This is a genomic window from Fodinibius sp. Rm-B-1B1-1, from assembly GCF_038594945.1.
Taxonomy (GTDB): domain Bacteria; phylum Bacteroidota; class Rhodothermia; order Balneolales; family Balneolaceae; genus Fodinibius; species Fodinibius alkaliphilus.
This window is the reverse complement of sequence record NZ_JBCFYD010000003.1, coordinates 128,889-150,219: the sequence shown is the minus strand read 5'-3', so window position 1 is coordinate 150,219 and position 21,331 is coordinate 128,889. Positions and strand designations below refer to the sequence as shown.

20 protein-coding genes are annotated in these 21,331 nt (G+C 41.7%); 19 read left to right on the top strand and 1 reads right to left on the bottom strand.

The window, feature by feature from the left end; all coding sequences use genetic code 11:
- Positions 1-267: 267 nt before the first annotated feature.
- The 12 genes from AAFH98_RS14855 to AAFH98_RS14800 all read left to right on the top strand — a co-directional run bounded on the left by AAFH98_RS14855 (position 268) and on the right by AAFH98_RS14800 (position 15,378).
- Complete coding sequence (locus AAFH98_RS14855; protein ID WP_342523656.1) at positions 268-4,479, top strand: two-component regulator propeller domain-containing protein; 4,212 nt, start codon at positions 268-270, stop codon at positions 4,477-4,479.
- Positions 4,480-4,648: 169 nt separating this feature from the next.
- On the top strand, positions 4,649-5,632 hold the full coding sequence (locus AAFH98_RS14850) for a hypothetical protein (RefSeq protein ID WP_342523655.1): 984 nt from the start codon (positions 4,649-4,651) through the stop codon (positions 5,630-5,632).
- A gap of 453 nt (positions 5,633-6,085) precedes the next feature.
- Positions 6,086-7,057 carry a hypothetical protein gene (locus AAFH98_RS14845; RefSeq protein ID WP_342523653.1) on the top strand — a complete coding sequence of 324 codons (972 nt, stop codon included), beginning with the start codon at positions 6,086-6,088 and terminating at the stop codon, positions 7,055-7,057.
- Between the two features lie 60 nt (positions 7,058-7,117).
- Positions 7,118-8,098, top strand: coding sequence for a hypothetical protein (locus AAFH98_RS14840; protein WP_342523651.1), 981 nt, complete (start codon positions 7,118-7,120; stop codon positions 8,096-8,098).
- Positions 8,099-8,134: 36 nt separating this feature from the next.
- Positions 8,135-9,139, top strand: coding sequence for a hypothetical protein (locus tag AAFH98_RS14835; protein ID WP_342523649.1), 1,005 nt, complete (start codon positions 8,135-8,137; stop codon positions 9,137-9,139).
- Positions 9,140-9,507: 368 nt separating this feature from the next.
- Entirely contained in the window at positions 9,508-10,368 is an 861-nt protein-coding gene (locus AAFH98_RS14830) for an alpha/beta fold hydrolase (RefSeq protein ID WP_342523647.1), read from the top strand.
- Between the two features lie 228 nt (positions 10,369-10,596).
- Positions 10,597-11,622: a hypothetical protein gene (locus AAFH98_RS14825; protein ID WP_342523644.1), complete on the top strand. Its 1,026-nt coding sequence runs from the start codon at positions 10,597-10,599 to the stop codon at positions 11,620-11,622.
- A gap of 87 nt (positions 11,623-11,709) precedes the next feature.
- On the top strand, positions 11,710-12,237 hold the full coding sequence (locus AAFH98_RS14820) for a YybH family protein (protein WP_342523642.1): 528 nt from the start codon (positions 11,710-11,712) through the stop codon (positions 12,235-12,237).
- 63 nt (positions 12,238-12,300) lie between these two features.
- Complete coding sequence (locus tag AAFH98_RS14815; RefSeq protein WP_342523640.1) at positions 12,301-12,798, top strand: nuclear transport factor 2 family protein; 498 nt, start codon at positions 12,301-12,303, stop codon at positions 12,796-12,798.
- A gap of 103 nt (positions 12,799-12,901) precedes the next feature.
- Positions 12,902-13,363 carry a cupin domain-containing protein gene (locus AAFH98_RS14810; RefSeq protein ID WP_342523638.1) on the top strand — a complete coding sequence of 154 codons (462 nt, stop codon included), beginning with the start codon at positions 12,902-12,904 and terminating at the stop codon, positions 13,361-13,363.
- A 118-nt stretch (positions 13,364-13,481) separates the two neighbouring features.
- Positions 13,482-14,249 (top strand): hypothetical protein, encoded by a 768-nt coding sequence (locus AAFH98_RS14805; protein WP_342523637.1) that lies wholly within the window; start codon positions 13,482-13,484, stop codon positions 14,247-14,249.
- 289 nt (positions 14,250-14,538) lie between these two features.
- A complete protein-coding gene (locus tag AAFH98_RS14800) occupies positions 14,539-15,378 on the top strand; it encodes a BspA family leucine-rich repeat surface protein (RefSeq protein WP_342523635.1) in 840 nt (279 codons plus the stop codon).
- Between the two features lie 139 nt (positions 15,379-15,517).
- On the opposite strand, the gene tgt is transcribed toward AAFH98_RS14800, so the two are convergent.
- Positions 15,518-16,648 carry a tRNA guanosine(34) transglycosylase Tgt gene (gene tgt / locus AAFH98_RS14795; protein ID WP_407935514.1) on the bottom strand — a complete coding sequence of 377 codons (1,131 nt, stop codon included), beginning with the start codon at positions 16,646-16,648 and terminating at the stop codon, positions 15,518-15,520.
- Between the two features lie 170 nt (positions 16,649-16,818).
- Between tgt and AAFH98_RS14790 the strand changes: the two genes are divergently transcribed.
- The 7 genes from AAFH98_RS14790 to AAFH98_RS14760 all read left to right on the top strand — a co-directional run bounded on the left by AAFH98_RS14790 (position 16,819) and on the right by AAFH98_RS14760 (position 21,329).
- On the top strand, positions 16,819-17,547 hold the full coding sequence (locus AAFH98_RS14790; RefSeq protein WP_342523633.1) for a polyprenol monophosphomannose synthase: 729 nt from the start codon (positions 16,819-16,821) through the stop codon (positions 17,545-17,547).
- 77 nt (positions 17,548-17,624) lie between these two features.
- On the top strand, positions 17,625-18,587 hold the full coding sequence (locus tag AAFH98_RS14785; protein ID WP_342523631.1) for an acetyl-CoA carboxylase carboxyltransferase subunit alpha: 963 nt from the start codon (positions 17,625-17,627) through the stop codon (positions 18,585-18,587).
- A gap of 17 nt (positions 18,588-18,604) precedes the next feature.
- Positions 18,605-19,039: an acyl-CoA thioesterase gene (locus AAFH98_RS14780; RefSeq protein ID WP_342523630.1), complete on the top strand. Its 435-nt coding sequence runs from the start codon at positions 18,605-18,607 to the stop codon at positions 19,037-19,039.
- 8 nt (positions 19,040-19,047) lie between these two features.
- Positions 19,048-19,500 (top strand): DUF2085 domain-containing protein, encoded by a 453-nt coding sequence (locus AAFH98_RS14775; protein ID WP_342523629.1) that lies wholly within the window; start codon positions 19,048-19,050, stop codon positions 19,498-19,500.
- A gap of 18 nt (positions 19,501-19,518) precedes the next feature.
- Positions 19,519-20,094: a DUF4199 domain-containing protein gene (locus AAFH98_RS14770; RefSeq protein WP_342523628.1), complete on the top strand. Its 576-nt coding sequence runs from the start codon at positions 19,519-19,521 to the stop codon at positions 20,092-20,094.
- Between the two features lie 21 nt (positions 20,095-20,115).
- Positions 20,116-21,057, top strand: coding sequence for a CPBP family intramembrane glutamic endopeptidase (locus tag AAFH98_RS14765; protein ID WP_342523627.1), 942 nt, complete (start codon positions 20,116-20,118; stop codon positions 21,055-21,057).
- A gap of 2 nt (positions 21,058-21,059) precedes the next feature.
- Positions 21,060-21,329 carry a putative signal transducing protein gene (locus AAFH98_RS14760; protein ID WP_342523626.1) on the top strand — a complete coding sequence of 90 codons (270 nt, stop codon included), beginning with the start codon at positions 21,060-21,062 and terminating at the stop codon, positions 21,327-21,329.
- The last annotated feature ends 2 nt before the right edge of the window (positions 21,330-21,331 follow it).

Sequence of the window (21,331 nt, the reverse complement as noted above, 5' to 3'; positions counted from 1 at the left end):
AGCGCCGATGGTACTTCCCTTTGGGAGGAAGCGTAGGTCCCCGCCCGCTCTTTTTTTTATTTATATGTTCGACAAGCAACTGATACGAAAGAAGGTGATCCATACCACGGGTCACCTTTTTTTGTTTGTGCCTACTTTCACAGATCTAATTGATATAGTAAATAATTTTGTAGTGGTCCCATCTGTTCATTTTCCATGAAAACTTGTATCACTTGAATGTTATTGTCATAATAGGAGTAGTACTTACAAAACTGAATAATTTGTTAAATGACGTTGGTTTTAGCTCCTATCAAGAAAATAATTTCCTTTGCATACCACTCTATTGGCATAATTATTTTCTTGATATTTAGTTTACCTGCCATTCATTCTACTGTTGGAATGGTTTGTTTTGCAACTCCACAGCCAGAAAATATTGGACTCTCTTTTATCAAAAGTGATTATATATTAGACCAATGGACAGTCAAAGATGGACTTCCCGTAAATACAACAACAAAAATTGTTAAAGGTGAAGAGGGATATCTTTGGATTGGTACTACTGATGGACTAGTACGTTTTGATGGAGTAGATTTTAAAGTTTTTAAAACAGTAGAATACCCTTCAATGACAAGTAATCGGATAGTAGATTTAAAGAAGACTTATGATGGAACGATTTGGTTAGGTACAGATAAAGGGGAATTGATTAAGTTTACTGGTAGTGAATTTGAAAGGGTCAGTTCTAAAGATGGTCTTAATGGTGATCAGTATTCATCCTTGTATATTGATCCGAGTGGAAGAATGTGGGTAGGAACTAAAAAGGGAATTAGTGTTTATAAAGACGGAAATATGTCTCCGTTTTATCCACAAAAAATAAGAGGACATATTCTTCGAATTTACAAGGGTTTTGAAAATGATATATGGTACGTAGATAAAAAAAACAAAAGTGTAAATTTGTTTGATGGAAATAAGTCTACATTGGTATATAGGAAAAAACAGCACACTGGTATTATTCCTTTCTTGACCTTAAATACTGGGAATTTATTATTTGCTGCTGATAAAAGTATTTATAGATTTTCCAATTATAATCTGACAAAATTAAATTTCCCTGATTACAAAATTACTGATCTATTTCAAAGGGATGATGGAACCATAGTTGCAGCTACAAGAGATAATGGACTCTATGAGTTGAAGAATGGTGATTGGATACATACAAATGAGGGAATAGGTTGGAGAATGGGGGGCGAAGTACTCAAGAGACATGCGGGAAGTATGATGTACATAACCCGTAATCGTGTGTACAAAGATAATTCGCTACTGGTAAAGTTTAAGAGCCGTATTACAGGATATTATTTTGATAGGGAAAATAATTTGTGGTTCACAACAAATCGATCTGGTTTTTATAGATTAAAATCTAATCCATTTACCATTTATGGGTTAAAAGAAGGTATTCCAACATCAAATATAAATTCAATTGCCCAAGTTACGGATGGTTCTATTTGGATTGGTACATTTGGTGCAGGTCCTGTAAGATTAAAGAACAACAAAATTATAACGTCTTTTGATTTTCAGTCGCTTAATCCAGGTGATACCCCGCAAAAAAAGTATGTACTGTCAATGCTCCAACGAGAGAATGGAATACTCTTAGTATCAATATTAAATCATGGGATTTATCAATTTGATGAGGAGAAAAAACTATTTAGTCAGGTAAATGTACCATTTTTAAAAGATAGGGAAGAAAACGGATTAAATGTTACTGCACTTTTTGAAGATAGCAAAAACAGGCTGTGGGTAGGAACTACTGAGGATGGTCTCTGGATGAAAAAAGATGAAGTTTGGAACCAAGTAAATATCAATGATGGGATTAACTATCCTGTAAGGTACATTACAGAAGCTCCGGATGGTTCGTTGTGGATGGGGACAAATGGTGAGGGAATTATTCATTATGATAAAGGTAATATTGATGTCTACGATAAAGATGATGGACTGTCAAGTAATCTTATACGCAGTATTTATATAGATACTAAAGAAAGTCCATCTAACTATACCCTTTATTTTGGTTCAGAAGATTTGGGGTTAAATCGCCTTACTATAAAAAAGGGCATTCCCCAATGGCAGAATAATACAATATTTGCAAAAGATAATGGGCTATATAGCAATGGAATTCACCAGATAATAGAAGATGGGCAAGAACGATTATGGATGAGCAGCAATCAGGGAATTTTCTATGTGTTAAAGTCAGAGCTAGATAAATATAGCAAGGGAGAGTTATTGAAAATAAATTCAGTGGGATATAATGAAACGGATGGGCTAAGAAGTCGGGAATTTAATGGTGGGGTTCAACAGTCGGGTATAAAAGCCCAAGATGGGAGCTTATGGTTTTCAAGTCAAGGAGGTGTAGTTACATTTGATCCATCTTCTTTTCCTCGTGACTCATTTTTCCCACGGGCTATTATTAAAGGGGTTATATCTGAAGATGAAAGTATTAGGATTGAAAATGATTCATTAACGTTAAATGCCAATCAACGAAATTTTGAAATTGATTTTACAGGATTCAGTTACCGGGATCCTGAATCTATTCGCTTTAAGTATCGTCTGAAAGGATTTGACAATGACTGGACTATAGGTACAAACCGAACGGCTTATTATACGAATATTCCCCCCGGTGATTACACCTTTGAAGTTATAGCATCCACAAATAATAAGAACTGGAGTCAAAATCCGGCCAGTCTTGCGATAACGGTATTCCCTTATTTTTATGAGACTACTATTTTCTATGTTATTGTTGCAATCGTATTGTTTATTGGATTGGCAGGCTTGATACAATTGCGCACCTATCGTTTGAAACAACGGGAGAATAAGTTAGAGCAGGCTGTTCGGAAGCGCTCTCAACAATTAATGAAAGAAAAAATTAAGACGGAGAAACAGGCGCAGGAGTTACGGCGTCTTAATGAGCGGAAAAATCAGTTTTTTACTAATATAACCCATGAATTGCGAACGCCCCTTACGATGCTTATTGGGCCACTAAAAATCCTTCATGAAAATGAAGATATCCAGATGCAGGCCGTTCGTGATCAGCTGGAGCCAATGATTCGAAATGGAGAACGTTTACAGCGTTTGATCGATCAGTTGCTAGAGCTTTCGCGTATTGAAGCCGGTATGGTAGAGCTGCAGGCATCCCGCCAATCGGTTACAAGTTTTGTAGATGAATTAGTACTTGAATTTTCACCTATGGCGGAAGTCAAAAATATTTGTCTTACCACAGATCTACCTGATAGGGACTGTATGGTCTACTTCGATAATCAGAAAATACAGAAAGCACTCAGCAACTTGTTATCCAATGCACTCAAATTTACTCCTCAGAATGGCCGGGTTTCGGTTAAGGTGGTTGAAAATAATACTGAGGTTACGATAAAAGTTTCTGATACGGGCATCGGAATTGACGAAGAAGAGCTGAATCATGTTTTTGACCGCTTTTACCAGGTAGATAGCACCTCAACACGAAAGAATGAGGGCACCGGTGTGGGACTTGCCTTTGCGAAAGAATTGGTTCACCTGCATAAGGGTACCCTTACTGTGGAGAGCACGCTTGGGGAAGGGAGTACATTCTCATTAAGCTTACTAAAAGGCAAAACGCATCTAAGAGAGGAGCAGATCACCGAAGATGTAGAAGCAATTCCAGATGAAATAGGTGCTCCGGCCGTATTTAATGTACGGCAAACAGCTGATAACGGCGAGCGCAAGACTACGGCTGAGGAAGATAAAACCACCTTGTTGGTAATTGATGACAACCCAGATATTCGGGACTATATCCGAACGATTATGGTGCCTGATTATACTATTTTAGAAGCTTCTGACGGCAAACAGGGGCTTGCAGCAGTTCGCAAGCAATTGCCCGATTTGGTGATCTGTGATGTGATGATGCCCGAGATGGATGGTTTTGAGTTAAGCAGGGCACTCAAAGAAGATCCAATGACCAAAGGAATCCCTCTGATATTTGTTACTGCCATGGCTGACAAGCAAGGTGAATTGAAGGGACTTAAGGCAGGGGCCGATTCCTATATAACCAAACCATTTGATGCGGATGTATTGCGCGCCCGTATTGGGAATCTCCTGGAACAGCGAAGCCGTTTACAACAGGTTTTTACCGATGAAGAATTTACTGTTTCGACTGCCAGCGAGCCTTCCCCATTTGAGCAGCAGGTTAGAGAGGTGATAGAAACACACTTGACTGACAGTGATTTCACCGTATTACAACTTGCAGAGGAAATGGCAGTGGACCGTTCTCATCTCAGCCGAAAGCTAAAGGCAGAGGCCGGAGTAACACCGGCCAAACTAATTCGTGATCTACGGCTTGAGCGTGCAACTGTATTACTTCGTAAAGGGGAAGATAACATATCTGAGATTGCATATAGCATAGGATTTAATAGCCTTTCTTATTTTAGCCGTCGCTTTAAAGAAAAATATGACGTTACGCCCTCAGCCTACCTTGATAAAGTAATGTAATCACATTTGAGAGGTTCTTATCTGTATTTTAAAGTGTCTTTCCAGTCGTTAAAGGCAGTAATCACATTTGTACAAACATTCGCAACATCTGTGCAAGCAGGATAGGGGTATAACGGTTAGGTTTAGTTCGGAATCATAAAGGCAATCATAACTCCTAATGTAATTAACAATGAAAAAGACTTATATACTTATTTTCGGTTTATTGCTCGTAACACTATTGACAAGTTGTGATCAAGGGGCATCCCCGGAGGCTTTGCCGGAAGCGGCCAATGAGAAACTGGCTTTTGCTGTGGCAGCGGCGATGGGGAACCCTGATGTTCGCGAAAGTGTACACAGTGCAATGGATGCCTCTCCATATCATGAACATAAACTGGTGTTTGGTGAGTTTTTAAATCAACCGGAAGGGGCCGCACTAAAAAAAGCGATAGCCCAAAAGCTTGGTGGTGAAGATGTCCTCAACGGGTTACTGGATGAGTTGCCGAGCATGGATTTTTACCTTCCCTACGAAACGCACCGTGAGACCTGGGAGCATGCAAAGGATAATTTATTTGTCACCTGTGTGCTCACCCCTAATGCGGAGGTGGCCACGTCTTATCACCCGAATGGGAGCACCGAAACCTTCACATCCAGGGAGGCAATCGAAGAAGCCAAGATAGCAGCGATGTTCAGCCTACACCCCGAAGAGCCAAAAGTTCACAGAAATAGCTCAAACTCCCGGGAAATGGGTTATTCGGTTTTGGGAAGTGCGAACAGTGGAATTACTCAGGATAATGAAGCAACATACGTTACTAAAATTGTGAATTATACTGCTGACGGAGTTTTTGGCGGAAACTGTGAATTTTATTTTATGGCCCGCCGATTAGATGAAAGCCATGCAACAGAATCAAGTCAAGTGAGTGTTGAATCGGCATTGATTGCTAAGATAAAAAATTCAGACAGCGCCCCGACAAAGAAAACGGATTTATTTATATATAACGGACCAGTATCAGGGGCGAATAAATTGAAAGTACGCGTCAAGGAAGCTGACGGTGGTGGAACTGGTGGAGATGACGACTACGGCTTTTTTATAGCAGATGGCCCGGACGATTATGATACAAGTAAAAATCAGGGTAGGAGTTTTCCCAAAGCAACAATTACAGTGGACAATCAGTAATTGACATAGAGCTCCTTAACGAGAGGAAGTATAAGTAATATTGCCTCTTTTTGGCTAAGAGTGGTTGAGATCCCTGGAAAACTGACAGAATGAAATACCGGGAGAAACTAACGGATTAAGAGTACACCTGCTCGGAAAACCGAAGGGAATATTGCTGAAATCGACTATCCCTTGGATTTAACAGCCCCTCTTATTCCAGCTGTCGCTAAAAGAAAATAAGATATTTCTTCATTGGCCACCTGGAGAAGATAACGTAGAAGTTTGGAGCTATTTCCATCTAAAAACCCTTTTAAGAGTCTTTTAAGGGTAGTAATCACATTTGTACAAACATTCGCAACATCTGTGCAATCATTGATAAACAATTTCTGATAGGTTACCAGCGAAACCAATCACGAACGATATCAGCACCTTGTTTATTGCCAGCTGATCTTATGCAAAATAAATTCTATCAACATGAAAATTTTAGGTACAACTATCACAAAATTATTCTTTATAGCAATCAGTCTTTCGATGGTTTTAATTATGGGATGTGACAAAGACAACAGCCCAGGTCACTTACCTGAAAAGTCTAATGAAAGGTTAGCTTTTGCAGTGGCATCAGCACTGGACGATGCAAATGTACGCGAGAGTGTCCACGCCGCCATGGATGGGTCTCCGTACCGGGAGCATAAGTTGGTGTTTGACCAGTTTTTGCAAGATTCTGCTGGCAGCAAGTTTCGCAAAGCATTAGCTGAAGAGTTGGGTGGAGAGAATAAACTCAATGAACTACTCTCGGAGTTGCCCAACTTGGATTTTTACCTCCCTTATGAGACCCACCGTGAGACTTGGGAGCATGCCAACGGTAATTTGCTGGTTGTTTGTATTACGGATGTGGATACCACAGAAGCTGCGGCCTACCACCCGGATGGAAGCAGAAAAGTGCTAAGTTCCAGCGAGCAAATCAAAGAAGCAGAGATAGCGGCTATGTTTACCCTGCATCCTGCAGAAAAGAAGACACATCGGAGTGGTGGTAAAGTTGCTGCCGGAAATGCCCAAATGCAGTCCAAATCTTGGAAAACACGGGTTAATAAATTGTGGAACCGAACGACTGATGGTCCCTTTGGAGGACGATGTGAAATCTACTTTCGTACAAAGAATCCGGAAGGTGAAGCTCATCGTTCAAAAACAATTAGCATTCAAACGGGGTCAAATGAAAAATTTGGGGCCGCAGTCAAAGATGTATCCCCTGCCGTATGGCTTCACCCAGATGCAGCAACCGATACACATCCATTGGAAGTAACTGTGATGGAAGATGATGGTGGTTTTTTCCACGGCGGCGATGATGATAATTACGGTAGTTTTAAGGTTGTGATGGAAGGGAAGTATGAGTCTGATGTAGTGATTTATAAATATCCCAAGACAGAGCAATATATAACGGTTAAGTAGGCAATCTAAATGATGCGAGTAATATTGAACCCTATACAATTAATTTTGAGGTACATTCTTATGAGATTCGAAACCTTATATAGTCTAAACAGTTATCTGATTCTGGCAATAGGCTTGCTGTTGATAACAGCGTGTAATCAGGGAGCTGAACCCGAGCCTCTGCCTGAGGAACCCAACGAGCGCTTGGCATATGCCCTGGCGGCAGCTTTGGATAACCCCGAGGTGCGTCAGAGCGTACATACAGCGATGGATGCTTCGCCCTACCACGAGCACAAGTTAGTATTTGGTGAATACTTACAACAGCCCGAGGGGCAGGAATTACGAAAAATGTTGGTGCATAAGCTGGGAGGTAAAGATGAGCTGGACGCACTGCTGTCTCAGCTGCCAGCACTGGATTTCTATTTGCCTTATGAGACGCATCGCGAAACCTGGGAGCATGCCGAGGATAACCTGATGGCGATATGCGTGCTGAATGTCCATGAGAAACAGGCCACGGCTTACCATCCTGATGGAAGCAGTCGTACGCTTAATTCAAAAGAGCAGATCCACCAAGCCGAGGTGTCCGCTATGTTTACGCTGCACCCTGCCGAGCCTAAAATACAGCGTTCAGCCAACAGGGTTAAAACTAATACAGAAATGTCAACAAACCGATGGCTAACACGCGTTAAAAAGATCTGGAATTGGACTGATGACGGGCTCTTTGGCGGGGACTGCGAAATCTATTTTATGACCAGCAGTACTAAATCAGAAAAAGAGTACCAGTCCAAAATAATGCATGTTCCTTCAAATCCGTTTGGCTCAGACACTCCCAAGGTTAAAGAGTTGTCAACTGAGGTTTGGATACATCCCGATGCTGCTGTCAAATCAGAGGAGTGGTTAAATGTGCATGTATTGGAATCCGATGGTCCGGAACAGTTTGGTGATGACAGTGAGGGCTTTTTTACCGTTAAAGAGGAAGGCGTTTATGCTACTGGCAAACGAGACAGTGATTCTAACCTAAGTAACCCAACAGTAAAAGCTAAAATTGTCGTCAGAAATTGATTAAAAACTGAACTTATTTAAAACGAAATTCTTTGAATGATGAAAAATGTTATTTCCATTGATGCAATTTATTTGTCAAAAGTCATGGTCTGTCTGGTTATAGTAGTGACCGTTTTGGGATGTGACCGGGGAACATCACCGGACATCTTACCGGAATCTCCTAACAATAAGTTGGCATATACCCTGGCGGCAGCCCTGGATAACTCTGAGGTGCGAAAGACAGTCCATGCAGCTATGGATGCTTCTCCGTACCATGAGCATAAGCTGGTATTTCAGGAGTTTTTAGAGAGTGCAGAGGGGACGAAACTTCGAGAGGCGCTGACAAGTAAGCTTGAAGGGGAGAAAGTACTGGATGAGTTGCTCGACGAACTCCCAAGGCTGGATTTTTACCTCCCTTATGAGACGCATCGCGAGACTTGGGAGCATGCCAACGGTAATATTATGGCAATATGCATTTTGAATGTGGATGCGAAAAAAGCTACGGCCTATCATCCCGATGGCAGTAGCCAAATGTTAACTTCAGAAGAAGAAGTGCATGCTTCGGAAGTTGCTGCTCTGTTTACCCTGCATCCTGCCGAGAAAAAAATATCTCGTGCTGATTACAAAGAACAAACATCCACAGCAATTCAGTCGGACAGTTGGAAAACACGGGTCTATCGTATTTATAACTGGACGACAGATGGCTACTTTGGCGGAGATTGTGAGATATACTTCAAAACCAGTGACTCTGAGGGGAATAGCCGGAGTTCGAAGATAGTGCATGTTCCACGCCGTGGGGGCAGTGGAACTGATTTGCCGGGACATGCCGGAGACAAGCTTGTTTCTCCTGCGGTTTGGATCCATCCCGATGCCGCATCGGAGTCAAATAAGTTGATGGTTACGACTATGGAAGCTGATGGTGGGTTTGGAAACGGAGGAGATGATAATTATGGCACATTTACAGCTACCAAATCGGGCGATTACGACACCAGTAAAAAGACGGAACATCCACTTGAGGGGGTTCGGTATCCCAAAGCCCGGATTTTTGTAAAAATAAAATAAGGCACGTCAATTTTTTAAAAGTTTGCTGGCATTGATCACAAACCAAGGAAACTTACAATTGAAATTTGATCAGCAACAATTTAAGAGAGGGGCAACCCACTCAATCTGGAGAGCCTATGGAGGTTCGTCGTAACTTTTCACTCAAGGTGTTGGTCAAGGGTAATGGGAGATGGAAAATGATATCAGACATGTAGATGGACGTGCGTGATGATAAAACATTGAGTGATTAAGATAGATAGGGGAATAGGAAAATCAGTCATCATTACTTTTTCAAGATTGTTCCGGGTATTGTGCAGGTGATTATTGGGCATCATTATTGTTACCTGTCTTATTAAACTGTTCTTAATGATTGTTTAGGGAGTAGAGATATGGATAAAGAGTCTGCAAGACAACAATTAATCGAAGCCATAGGAGTGCCGGTAGAGCAACGAGAAATCCAAGCCGGTGATATCAAAACGGCTTACCTGGCGGCCGGTGATGGCCCTCCGCTGGTTCTGTTGCATGGCTCGGGCATAGGAGGTGTGGTATGGTATCAGTCTATTGGGGCTCTTTCCACTCACTTTCGGGTTATTGCTCCTGATGTGGTTGGATATGGTGAATCGGATAAGCCACCGGCAACCTATGACAAAGCTTTTTATGCCCGTTGGCTGCGTAATTTTTTTGATGCGATTGAGCTTAATCAGGGCTACCTGGCTGGTAATTCGTGTGGAGGGGCAATTTCGCTGCAGTTTGCGATGAATAATCCCAAGAGGGTTAAAAAGCTGGCCTTGATCAATTCCGGTGCTCTTGGTAAGCAGATGGCAACCGGAGCCAAATTTCGATCTTTGTTACTTAACTGTTATCCCACACTAACCGCTGCCCGCTGGGCAATACACTATCTGGTTCACGAAAAATCAAATATTTCTGACGCCCTGACCCAGTATGCGGTTGAGGTACTTCAGAAGCCCGGCGGTAGGCGTCCCTTTTGGGATGGAAAGGGAAAAGTATTTGACCCTTTTACGGATGATCAGCTTAAAAGCGTAAGTCATAAGACACTCATTTTGTGGGGCAAAGAAGATCAGTTTATTCCTACACAATACGGTCGGTTAACCAAGAAGATCATGCCAAATGCCCAACTCAAGGCTATTCGTCGTGCCGGACATTTTCCATTCCTTGATCGCCCATTCGTTTTTAACAAACACCTGATAGAGTTTTTTAAACCCACTGGTGAATCCCGGTACAATGCATAAATAATGAACTATAACAAAAAGCTATAGGAAAGATACCCTTGAAAGCAAGGTGTTAAAACTTATTGGCTTTGAAAAGTGCGACTATAGTCGATATAGGCCTAATTATCACAAAATTACAAATATTCGCAACATCTGTACAAGCATCAAACTTGTCGTCCTATTACCTTTTAGATGACATGAAATGCATACGATACTTGGCTTTTTAATTACAAAACAAAATAAATATTTATGAAATCTTTAATGAGTCATACCCTACAGAACCAGTTAAAAGTTTTTTGGTTGGTTTTGAGCTTGATGTTAGTAGGGAGTTGCGATCAGGGCATATCCCCGAAGGATTTACCGAAAGCGGCTAATGAGAAACTGGCTTTTGCCGTGGCAGCGGCGATGGGGAATCCCGACGTTCGCGAAAGTGTCCACAGTGCAATGGATGCCTCTCCATATAATGAACACAAACTGGTGTTTGGAGAGTTCTTGAGTCAACCGGAAGGGGCGGCCCTGAAAAAGGCGGTAGCGAAAAATCTTGGCGGTGAAGATGTCCTTAACGGGTTACTCGATGAGTTGCCGAGCATGGATTTTTACCTGCCCTATGAAACCCACCGCGAAACCTGGGAGCATGCCAATAATAACCTCATGGCAATTTGCGTACTGGATGTAGATGCAAAGGGAGGGACTGCCTATCGCCCTGACGGCAGCAAGAAAATCTTGAGTTCACGGGAAGAAGTCAAAATAGCCAAAGTGGCAGCGTTGTTTAGCCTGCATCCGGAGGAGCGGAAGATCAGCCGGGAGCAGTCCGCTGATTCAGCCGAGAAAATGATAGCTGAAAGGATCGTACGCAACGGCGGTGTTATACAAAGCAACGATTGGAAAACGGGGATTAACGAAATACAAAACTGGACGACCGACGGGAGTTTCGGCGGCGATTGTGAATTTTATTTTAAGACTACCGGCAATTTCGAGGGTACAAAGGAATCGAAGATTTATCACGTTCCTCCTTTAGCTGTATACTTGGAGAAAAAAGGCCAAATAAAAATAGACGGTTTCGAACACTCTATTAGAATATATCCGGAACCTGCTTCATCACAAGACTATTTAACGGTCACAACTATGGAAGCAGATGGCGGGTTTGGTCCTGGCGGTGATGATAATTACGGAACTTTTGTAGCCAAAGGAGAGGGGACCTATGATACATCCAAAGAGTCGGGTCATATCGATGGTAAACCTAAAGCCAGGATAACAATTGTTACGGGAGAGTAACGTCAAGGAATGAATAACAGTTCTTGTGTCTGATTCACGACCCCGTATCGTTAGATAATTTCAACTACAACTAAATTATGGATGAGCATGAATACATCTAAATTTTATTCTGTAATGGGAGTGATTTTAATCGTAACAATACTGGCAGGTTTTGTTGCCTGCAAAGATAATGGCACTTCGGTTGAAAATACGCCGACGAATGAAAGCGAAAAAGAGGCCGTTGGAAAGGTATTAGGTGTCATGGCAGAGGGATTTGCCAAACGCGATGCCGAGATGGCTTCCAGTATATATTCCTCTGAAGCACAGTGGCTCAATGCCTTTGGAGATTGGAGAGAAGGAAAGGAAGCAATCCGGAAGAAACTGACAAAATTATTTTCCTCTTCCGAGTTTAACAGTGGAGAGATGGTTGGAGAACCCACCGGGAAGATTCGTATTCTAAAACCGAATGTAGCAGTTGCCTGGACCTATCAGGAGATAAAAGGGCAGAAATACCCTAACGGCGATGAAGTTCTACTTCGTAAGAATCACTCGCTCTTACTTCTTCTTAAAAAAGACGGGGAATGGATAGTCGAAGCGCAAATTTTTATGGACGAGAACTACAACCCCAATAAGTAGCTTAATAAGTAATTTTAGGCTATAGCCTGTTTTAAATCACCTACTTATATCAAAATTTAATTTATGAATCTACTCAGAGCGATAACTATGTTTTCTTCAAATCAATCACTCGTTTTTATAATCAGTTTAATATTGCTTGTAGGTACTTTTCTTGGTTGCGAACAAAAAAATAGAACAGCTGCTGACCCCCCCGAGGCTGACGCGATCCAGTTAGAAAAACGTATGTGGAAAGCTATGTCGAATAAGAATATTAGCTGGATAAAAAAACATATGGCTGAGGAATTCCAATCGGTGCATTCCGATGGGGCACGCAATCGATCAGCAGAACTCCAGTTAATCAAAGGGCTTAATCTCGGTGATTACACATTAAGCAACTTCAAGACAACCCAGAGTAATAATCAAATTGTGGTCACCTATTCGATTTCTGTGATAGAGACGATCGACGGAGAGCGCACGAATACCGAACCAGCGCCGCGACTTAGCGTTTGGAGCTGGCAACCCGACGATGAGGTTTGGCAATGGACGGCCCACGCCAACCTGAAGCCGATGTCTGAGAATTAGAGAAATTGATCTGCTCGTTGATCAATCCCGGGAAACCGGGAACCGACGGATATTTCAAATTTCTACAAATTACATTTTAATTAAAATTTTCAGAGCGCTTACAATGAATAATTCTGCTAATTACGTATTGGAGGGAGAAGATCGCTTAGATAACCCGCTTTCCATCTTGGGGAAACTACCCATTGATCGAAAAGTTACTACCGAGGATTCAAAAGGTGGAATGTTTGTTTTTGAACATAAAGACATGGGTAAGGGAGGGCCACCCCGGCATATACATCAGAAGCAGGATGAGTGGCTGTATGTTCTGAAAGGTGAATTTGTTGTTGAAATCGGGGATGAGCGGCTGACCCTGACCGAAGGCGATTCGGTGCTGGCCCCGCGGAAGGTGCCTCACGCCTGGGCTCATATTACTGAAGAGCCGGGCAGTCTCCTGATTATCGCTCAACCTGCAGGTACCATTGAAGACTTCTTTAGCAAAATAAGTGGTCGTGATGTAACGCAAGAGGAATTTGCAAAAATCAGTGCCAAACACGACGTAGAGCTAGTCGGGGATCCGATAATTTGAAGTGAGGAGCAATGAGTGTTAGAGTATTGTGCAAACTACTGTGCTATTCGAGGCACCTTACAATCTAGCACTTTATTACTCTTGAAATATAAACACTGATTTTAACTGATATTCACTTATGAAGAAATATTATTTAATTGTAAACACCATTGTTTTAGGATTACTTGCTGCTGGTTGTCTTACCAATTCGAACTCTTCAGGTTCAGATACGTTTTACGGGCCGTCGAAACAATTGGGTAATGGATCAATTCGTACTTTTGTCACCTTGTCCGAAGACGGAATACCGGTTTCTATTGGGTATAGTTTTACAAAAGGCATGTTGTCAGCGTTGCCGCAAGACATCGAGAACAGGAAAAATGTATTTCTTGAATATCCAAAAGAAGCAAAATTAACAGGTTATAAATATGCGGAGTTGGGTTGGAACCCGCACGGCCATGAGCCGGAAGACATTTATGGTATCCCTCATTTCGATTTTCATTTCTATATTGTCGGAGAAGATAAAGTAAGTGAAGTTGTACCAGGTCCCGATACCGTGAAAGTGTCTCAGCAATATATCCCCGAAGATTATGCTTCGGGTCAAATTGCAATTCCCGATATGGGCGTGCACTGGCATGACAGCCGCGCGCCAGAGTGGAACGGAGAAAAATTCAGAGCCACATTCATCTACGGCTTCTATCACGGCAACATGTATTTTTTAGAACCCATGATTACGAATGCATTTTTGGAAACGCGTCCTGATACTACCATCCCGGTTAAACAGCCTGCAGCATTTCAAAAGACGGGCTATTATCCGACTGAATATAGCATTCGATACAACGACAAAAATAATATCTATAAAGTCTCATTGGATGGGTTGACAAAGCACGAGGCAAATAATAACGAGTAGATCAGGTATCAAGGTTTAAAAGGTTAAATAAAAAATCGGGGTATGAATTATGATTATCCATTCAAATTCTCAATCCAATATATCTTTATCAATGATTGTTAGCTGCAAGGATTTTTGCATAAGACATTTTCGCTCGTTAATGATCGTTTGCACAGCCATAATATTCGCTCACTTTTTTACGGCATGTAACGATTCTTCTGTCAATCCGGACAATAAGAAATCCAAATTTTATCTGGCCCCCAATGGGGTAACAGTTAAATGTCCTGATGCGCAAATAGGTGATAGCGGTATGGTTAAAAGCGTTACATATACGAAGCGAACCAAAAGTCAGATTACAACCTCAAATGCAGCCACGACTTGTACTAGTGGGATAAAAGAGATGGATGAGCTGTTCTCAAATGCCTCCGGCTTTAATCAAGATATAGGAAGTTGGGATGTCAGCAGTGTTTCTGATATGGCGGCTATGTTTCTTTTTGCCAATTCGTTTGATCAGGATATTGGAAACTGGAATGTCAGCAATGTTACTGATATGAGCGGTATGTTTATGGGGGCGCAAAGTTTTAATCAGGATATAGGAAACTGGGATGTCGGGAAGGTTACAAATATGAGAAAGATGTTTAGTGAGGCAGAAAAATTTAACCAGTATATAGGCGGCTGGGAAGTCAACAACGTAACCGATATGTACCAGATGTTTTATAGTGCCACATCTTTTAATCGGGATATAGGAAGCTGGGATGTTAGCAACGTTACCAATATGGGGGCTATGTTTGTAGGTGCTAAATCCTTTGGTCAGAATATAGGAAGTTGGGATGTCAGCAATGTTACAAATATGTCAACCATGTTTGCTAGAGCTGAGAGCTTTAACCAAAATATTGGAAACTGGGACGTTGGTAACGTTACGGATATGAGTGGCATGTTCCTTATGGCGGAAGCTTTTAACCAGGATATAGGAAACTGGGATGTGAGCAGCGTTACAAATATGAGTGGGATGTTTTCAAGAACCTCTGCTTTTAATCAGGATATCAGCGGTTGGTGCGTGGCAAATATTCCCGATAAACCGGATGGTTTTGCAACCGAAAGTTCACTAACAAAAGCTCATATGCCTGAGTGGGGTACCTGTCCCAACTAAAGTGGATAGTTAAAAGCACAAATTTTTTGCCTGTGCCTTTAAAAGAGCAGTGTAATAGGATGTGGTGTTTAAAATGGCGGTGCCCCAATGCTTTTTACCAAACGTACCTGTGGAGCAAGAATATTGTTTTAAGAAAATGCTAGATCCTTTGGCTAACTTGGTCAGTCATATCCTGATACCAACTGGCAAACGTATCGTTTCGGATCTGTTTTTTTATCTCTTCCATCAGCCACAGGTAAAAGGTGAGGTTATGTAAGGTGGCAAGCTGTAGGCCGAGCAGTTCATCATTCCGAAACAAGTGATGCACATATGACATTTTGTATTTCTGGCACAGGTCCGTCGGAAAATCGGGATCCAACGGCTTGTGATGATTTTTCCATTGTGCATTGGTGATGTTGATGATACCGTTTCGCGTAAAAATTTGTCCGTTTCGGGCATTGCGGGTAGGGATCACGCAGTCAAACATGTCTACACCGCGGGCAACGCTTTGTATCAGGTTGGCCGGCTTACCCACGCCCATCAGGTATCGCGGTTTTTGCTCTGGCAGGTAATCGGTATTGAGGTCGGTCATCTCGTACATCAGCTCGGTGGGTTCGCCCACGCTGAGTCCGCCGATGGCAATGCCTTCAAAATCCAGATCAGTTACATATTTTGAGGATTCTATCCGAAGATCTTCATAGGTACTGCCTTGTATAATACCAAACTGTGCTTGTTTGTGGCCATATTTAGGTTGTGAATTCAGGAATGCTTCGCGCCCACGTTTTTCCCATCGGTGGGTAAGTTCCATCGACTCTTTGGCATATTCGTAACTGCTTGGGTAAGGAGGGCATTCATCCAAAACCATCATAATGTCTGACCCTAACGTGCGTTGAATATCTACAATATTTTCCGGGGTAAACATGTGTTTGGAGCCATCAATATGGCTTTTAAATTTTGCCCCTTCTTCGCTTAGTTCACGATTCTCAGAAAGGGAAAAGATTTGGTATCCACCAGAATCGGTTAAGATAGGTCGATCCCAATTTATAAAATTATGCAGTCCACCGGCTCCCTCGATAATATCACAGCCGGGCCGTAAATATAGGTGGTACGTATTGCCAAGGATTATTTGTGCTTTTACTTTTTCTATAAGATCATCCTGTTTTACAGCCTTTACAGTACCAAGCGTACCTACCGGCATAAAGATGGGCGTTTCAATGGTGCCATGGTCGGTTGTTAACGTACCAAGTCTTGCTTTTGTTGAGGAAGCCGTCTTTTTTAATTCAAACACAATGATAAATTCAGGTTATTAAGGTTAATTATATGTTTTATATTCTTAGTGGCAGAAAATAGCAAAATTATTGGTGTAACATTAATGATCTATTAGCTATTCTCGATGTATGAATTTGTATGTATTTAAAAAGTATTAGAACAAGTAATAGGTATAATTATTGATTAGGATTTATGTCTAAAGAGACGTTGGTTATTATTCCTACCTACAATGAGGCCGAAAATATTGAGGAACTTATCAACATGGTCTTGAAGCAGGGAGAGGATATTGATCTTCTTATAGTTGATGATAGTTCGCCTGACGGAACGGCTAATATCGTAAAAAAGAAGCAGAAGAAGTATGGATATCGCTTACATTTAATAGAACGAGAAGGAAAATTGGGGTTGGGGACAGCCTATGTTCGAGGGTTTCAATATGCCTTAAAGGAAGGGTATCAATTTATTTGTGAGATGGATGCTGATTTTTCGCACAACCCAGAAGATTTGCCCAAACTAATAACTGAGGTAAAGGCAGGGCGTGCTGATGTTGCCATCGGATCACGATATGCAAAAGGAATTAGCATTATTAATTGGCCGTTGAGCCGGTTGATTTTATCCTATAGTGCGAATTTATACGCACGATTTATAACGGGCCTTCCCATTTTTGATACTACTGCTGGGTTTAAGTGTATCCGTAGAAAGGTGTTGGAGAATATATCAGTGGATAAAATTCGATCGAATGGGTATGCTTTTCAAATTGAATTGCATTTTAGAGCCTGGCAAGCCGGCTTTTCACTGAAAGAGGTGGCTATTATTTTCCGTGAGCGCGAAGAAGGGGTCTCAAAAATGTCAAAGTCCATTGTCTGGGAGGCTATTTGGCGGGTGTGGAAGTTAAAAATTCAAAGTATTTTCGGAACTCTTTAGTCTTTCATAATATACCCTTATTATCTCGGCTTTAGTTCGTATATTTGAACTCATTTTTAAGTGACAAAAGTATATTTATGCAGTATTTGGATTTTGAACAACCTATTGCTGATCTGGAAAATAAAATTAAAGAATTGAGTGAATTATCTGTTGCTGATGATGACGTTCTTTCTCCAGAAATAAAGCGTCTCGAAAAACGTGTTGACGAGCTTCGGGAATCTATTTTTACGAATCTTACCCGCTGGCAGCGTGTGCAGTTGGCCCGTCACCCCGAGCGGCCCTATACCCTTGACTATATTTACAAAATCACTGAAAATTTTGTTGAAATTCACGGTGATCGGTACCACAGCGATGATAAAGCTATTGTTGGGGGTTTTGCTACTATTGATGGCCAGTCGGTGGTAATTATGGGACATCAAAAGGGTAGAGATACCGAAAGTCGACAGTATCGTCGATTTGGTATGGCAAATCCCGAGGGATATCGTAAAGCGCACCGATTGATGAAGTTGGGTGAGAAGTTTGATATCCCTGTAATTACGTTGCTGGATACCCCTGGTGCTTATCCGGGATTGGAGGCCGAAGAGCGTGGTCAGGCCGAAGCCATTGCAAAGAATCTGAAAATGATGGCAACATTAAAGGTACCCATTGTTACTGTTGTGATTGGTGAAGGTGCCAGCGGGGGTGCTATTGGTATTGGTATGGGAAATGAGGTTTATATGATGGAGAACACTTGGTATTCGGTTATTTCTCCTGAATCATGCTCATCTATCCTTTGGAAAACGTGGGATTACAAAGAGCAGGCGGCAGCAGTATTAAAGCTTACGGCCGAAGATTTGGAGGGAATGAATATTATCGATGGTATTATTAAGGAACCTCTTGGTGGGGCTCACCGTAATTACGATCAGGCCGCCAAAGCGGTAAAAGAACAGTTGTTGGAATCACTCAACCGTCTGAAAGAAAAATCACCCGAACAATTGGTCGAATCACGGATCGATAAATATGCGAACATGGGTGAATTTGAGAACGTATCTGACTCCTAAAATAGAACCTCGTTATATTGTTTCCAGAGCAAGAGCCCATTTATGTATATACCCATCAGTTGCGTAGCCGGTATGGTGAAACAGATCAGATGGGTTATGTATACTATGGACGCTATTTGGAGTATTTTGAGGAAGCACGTACCGAGATGATTCGATCGCTTGGTTTGCCTTATGCCGAGTTAGAGAAAAAGGGAGTTATGCTGCCGGTGATTCATACGGAGGTGGATTATAAAGCCCCGATTTTTTATGACGAATTGATGAGTATTGAGGTACTGCTGTTTGAGATCCCGAAAGTACGACTTGAAACCTATTACCGAGTGTATACTGATCGTAAAGAAGCTTTTCATGTTCAGGGGAAAGTAGAACTCTGTTTTATGAAAGAAGATACCCGTAAGCCGTGCCGGGCTCCGACAAATTTTACAGATGGGCTCAAAAAGGTAATGAAGGCTTAAATGCTGTTATGCCTGACCAGAGAAAACTGTTATATGGTATCATTTTAGTTTTAACTGGAGTTACAGTAATGGTGGGGCTGGGAGGCGGATTATTTAATCAAGCAAATCCATGGCCGCTGCAGTGGCAACACCAAGCGTTTAACAGTTTATGTCATCAAATGGTAGACCGATCGTTTTGGATTAACGGTCAACCCATGGCGGTGTGCAGCAGGTGTATTGGGATTTACGGAGGCTTTGCCATGGGATGGATGGTATTGCCGGTACTGTCTTATTACCAGGTAAAGGGAATAGCATCTATCCAAAAAATTGTAGTACTTGTGCTACTATTGAATATTGTTGATGCCAGTGGAGACTTCTTAGATTTGTGGAAAAATACATTAACTTCCCGTTTAATATTGGGTAGTTTGTTAGGAGGGTCCACAGCAATGATATTTTCCGGAGATTTTTTTCATCAAAACTAAAATAAACAAGGGATTATTATGGATGAGATAGCAGAACAACAAGCAGAGCAAAATAATGAACCACCATATTGGACGTCAGTAAGTATTGCAGGGATAATATTTGGGATTATTGTCTTTGCCCTTTCATTAGTCACTACCTATTCAGTTATCAATTCAGAACCTACCGGATCCCTCTTTTCGCCGGTGCAGATTTCGTTATGGGTGTTAGTTTGTCTGGTTGGTGCTTTTGGGGGAATGTTAGCGGTTTGGCACTATACCAATGAGTATGGTGTGAGCTTAAAATTGGGCAAAGGGGCACTTATTGGTCTTTTTACAGGAATTGCTATTACGGTCGTTATGGTATTATTAAATCAACTGTGGCAAGTTATAGATCCTGACATGACCCAGAAAGCCATTGACAGTACGATTGCCAATATAGAAGCTGCAGATCTACGGGATGCTCAAAAACAGCAAGCAATTGATTCAATGGCGCAAGGTATGCGAGATCAGAATAGTATTGGAAAGCAGCTTTTATATAATCTCCCTATGTATGGCATTTTAAATGTTTTAACCGGAATGATTGGGGCTAAGGTTTTTGGTAGTAGCGAAGAATAAATACGGTAAACAAGCACATTTGTGAACAATCAATTAGCAGAAAGTAATTTGACAAATCCGGTATACAAATCATGGGCTGAGCGCAATGGGTTTTCAGATTGGGCGTTAGCCCTGATGTGGATTATTGTCGCATTTATACTTTTCCAGGGAACAGCCTTTGCGGTTTCATTAGTGCTGATGGTTGTTCAAAGCGGTAGTGATGCTACTGCTACTGAGATGATAAGGCAACTGACGGAAAATCTCGATTTGCTCTTTATCGGAAACTCGGCCGGCCAAATCATTTCTTTGGGCTTAGCTACTTGGTTTTTTGTTCGTCTACATACTTCGAAGGAAAGCCGAAATAGATTCCTTCGATTCAATATTCAGCCTGATACTTTGCAATTATCGGTTATAACTGTTGTGCTCATTGTTGCGATTCAACCCACAATATGGTTTTTGTCGTGGTTGAATGCCCTTATCCCGGTCCCGGAGATGTTTACCAACATGCAGAATACGCAAATGCAGATGATCGAAAATTATCTGCGAGGCGATCATTTGCTGATCCTCACGTTATTTCACGTTGGAGTAGTACCGGCCATTTGTGAAGAAACCCTATATCGTGGATATGTGATGCGGGCATTTGAAAAAAGCTGGGGTATCTGGCCAGCTATCATTGTGTCAGGATTACTTTTTGGGTTATATCATGTTCAACTTAGTAATTTAATTCCCCTTGCAACGCTGGGAATGCTCTTCGCCTTTTTAACCTGGGTAACTCGAAGTATTATTCCAGCTATAGTTGCACATTTTGTAAATAATGGGGGTAGCGTACTTATGGGTACGTATTATCCCGAATCAGCTTTTGCAGAAATAACTCCAGAAACAATGCCTCCACTTTGGGCTGTTTCATTTAGTCTGTTAATTACTGTTTATATTGTATATTGGATGTACAACAGAAATGAAACTCATACCAATGCTGGAGGTTAATTATGTTAGAAGGTTCTGACCCAAACGAAATTGAAAACTGGGCTTGTGTTATGGAAGGTGGCACTGAATACGAGGTTGAAAGTGCTAAAAATTACCTTGCCAGCCTCGATATTCCGTCTAACATCTTGTCCAAGCGAGATTCCTCATTTAGTGTAAATTATGGTGAAATGGGTATGGTTTACCTGTATGTACCAGATGAATATGAGGAGGAGGCGCGCGAAGCCCTCGCAGAATTTGAGCTGCCCGAAGAAGGAACCAACGAAGAAGAATAACT

What these genes read in the sequence shown, in the direction of transcription:
- AAFH98_RS14805 (WP_342523637.1), top strand. Translation starts at nt 13,482, where the DNA reads ATGAAGAAATATTATTTAATTGTAAACACCATTGTTTTAGGATTACTT.
- AAFH98_RS14835 (WP_342523649.1), top strand. Translation starts at nt 8,135, where the DNA reads ATGATGAAAAATGTTATTTCCATTGATGCAATTTATTTGTCAAAAGTC.
- AAFH98_RS14840 (WP_342523651.1), top strand. Translation starts at nt 7,118, where the DNA reads ATGAGATTCGAAACCTTATATAGTCTAAACAGTTATCTGATTCTGGCA.
- AAFH98_RS14760 (WP_342523626.1), top strand. Translation starts at nt 21,060, where the DNA reads ATGTTAGAAGGTTCTGACCCAAACGAAATTGAAAACTGGGCTTGTGTT.
- AAFH98_RS14785 (WP_342523631.1), top strand. Translation starts at nt 17,625, where the DNA reads ATGCAGTATTTGGATTTTGAACAACCTATTGCTGATCTGGAAAATAAA.
- AAFH98_RS14820 (WP_342523642.1), top strand. Translation starts at nt 11,710, where the DNA reads ATGAATACATCTAAATTTTATTCTGTAATGGGAGTGATTTTAATCGTA.
- AAFH98_RS14800 (WP_342523635.1), top strand. Translation starts at nt 14,539, where the DNA reads ATGGTTAAAAGCGTTACATATACGAAGCGAACCAAAAGTCAGATTACA.
- AAFH98_RS14810 (WP_342523638.1), top strand. Translation starts at nt 12,902, where the DNA reads ATGAATAATTCTGCTAATTACGTATTGGAGGGAGAAGATCGCTTAGAT.
- AAFH98_RS14815 (WP_342523640.1), top strand. Translation starts at nt 12,301, where the DNA reads ATGAATCTACTCAGAGCGATAACTATGTTTTCTTCAAATCAATCACTC.
- AAFH98_RS14790 (WP_342523633.1), top strand. Translation starts at nt 16,819, where the DNA reads ATGTCTAAAGAGACGTTGGTTATTATTCCTACCTACAATGAGGCCGAA.
- AAFH98_RS14845 (WP_342523653.1), top strand. Translation starts at nt 6,086, where the DNA reads ATGAAAATTTTAGGTACAACTATCACAAAATTATTCTTTATAGCAATC.
- AAFH98_RS14855 (WP_342523656.1), top strand. Translation starts at nt 268, where the DNA reads ATGACGTTGGTTTTAGCTCCTATCAAGAAAATAATTTCCTTTGCATAC.
- AAFH98_RS14770 (WP_342523628.1), top strand. Translation starts at nt 19,519, where the DNA reads ATGGATGAGATAGCAGAACAACAAGCAGAGCAAAATAATGAACCACCA.
- AAFH98_RS14850 (WP_342523655.1), top strand. Translation starts at nt 4,649, where the DNA reads ATGAAAAAGACTTATATACTTATTTTCGGTTTATTGCTCGTAACACTA.
- AAFH98_RS14775 (WP_342523629.1), top strand. Translation starts at nt 19,048, where the DNA reads ATGCCTGACCAGAGAAAACTGTTATATGGTATCATTTTAGTTTTAACT.
- AAFH98_RS14830 (WP_342523647.1), top strand. Translation starts at nt 9,508, where the DNA reads ATGGATAAAGAGTCTGCAAGACAACAATTAATCGAAGCCATAGGAGTG.
- AAFH98_RS14825 (WP_342523644.1), top strand. Translation starts at nt 10,597, where the DNA reads ATGAAATCTTTAATGAGTCATACCCTACAGAACCAGTTAAAAGTTTTT.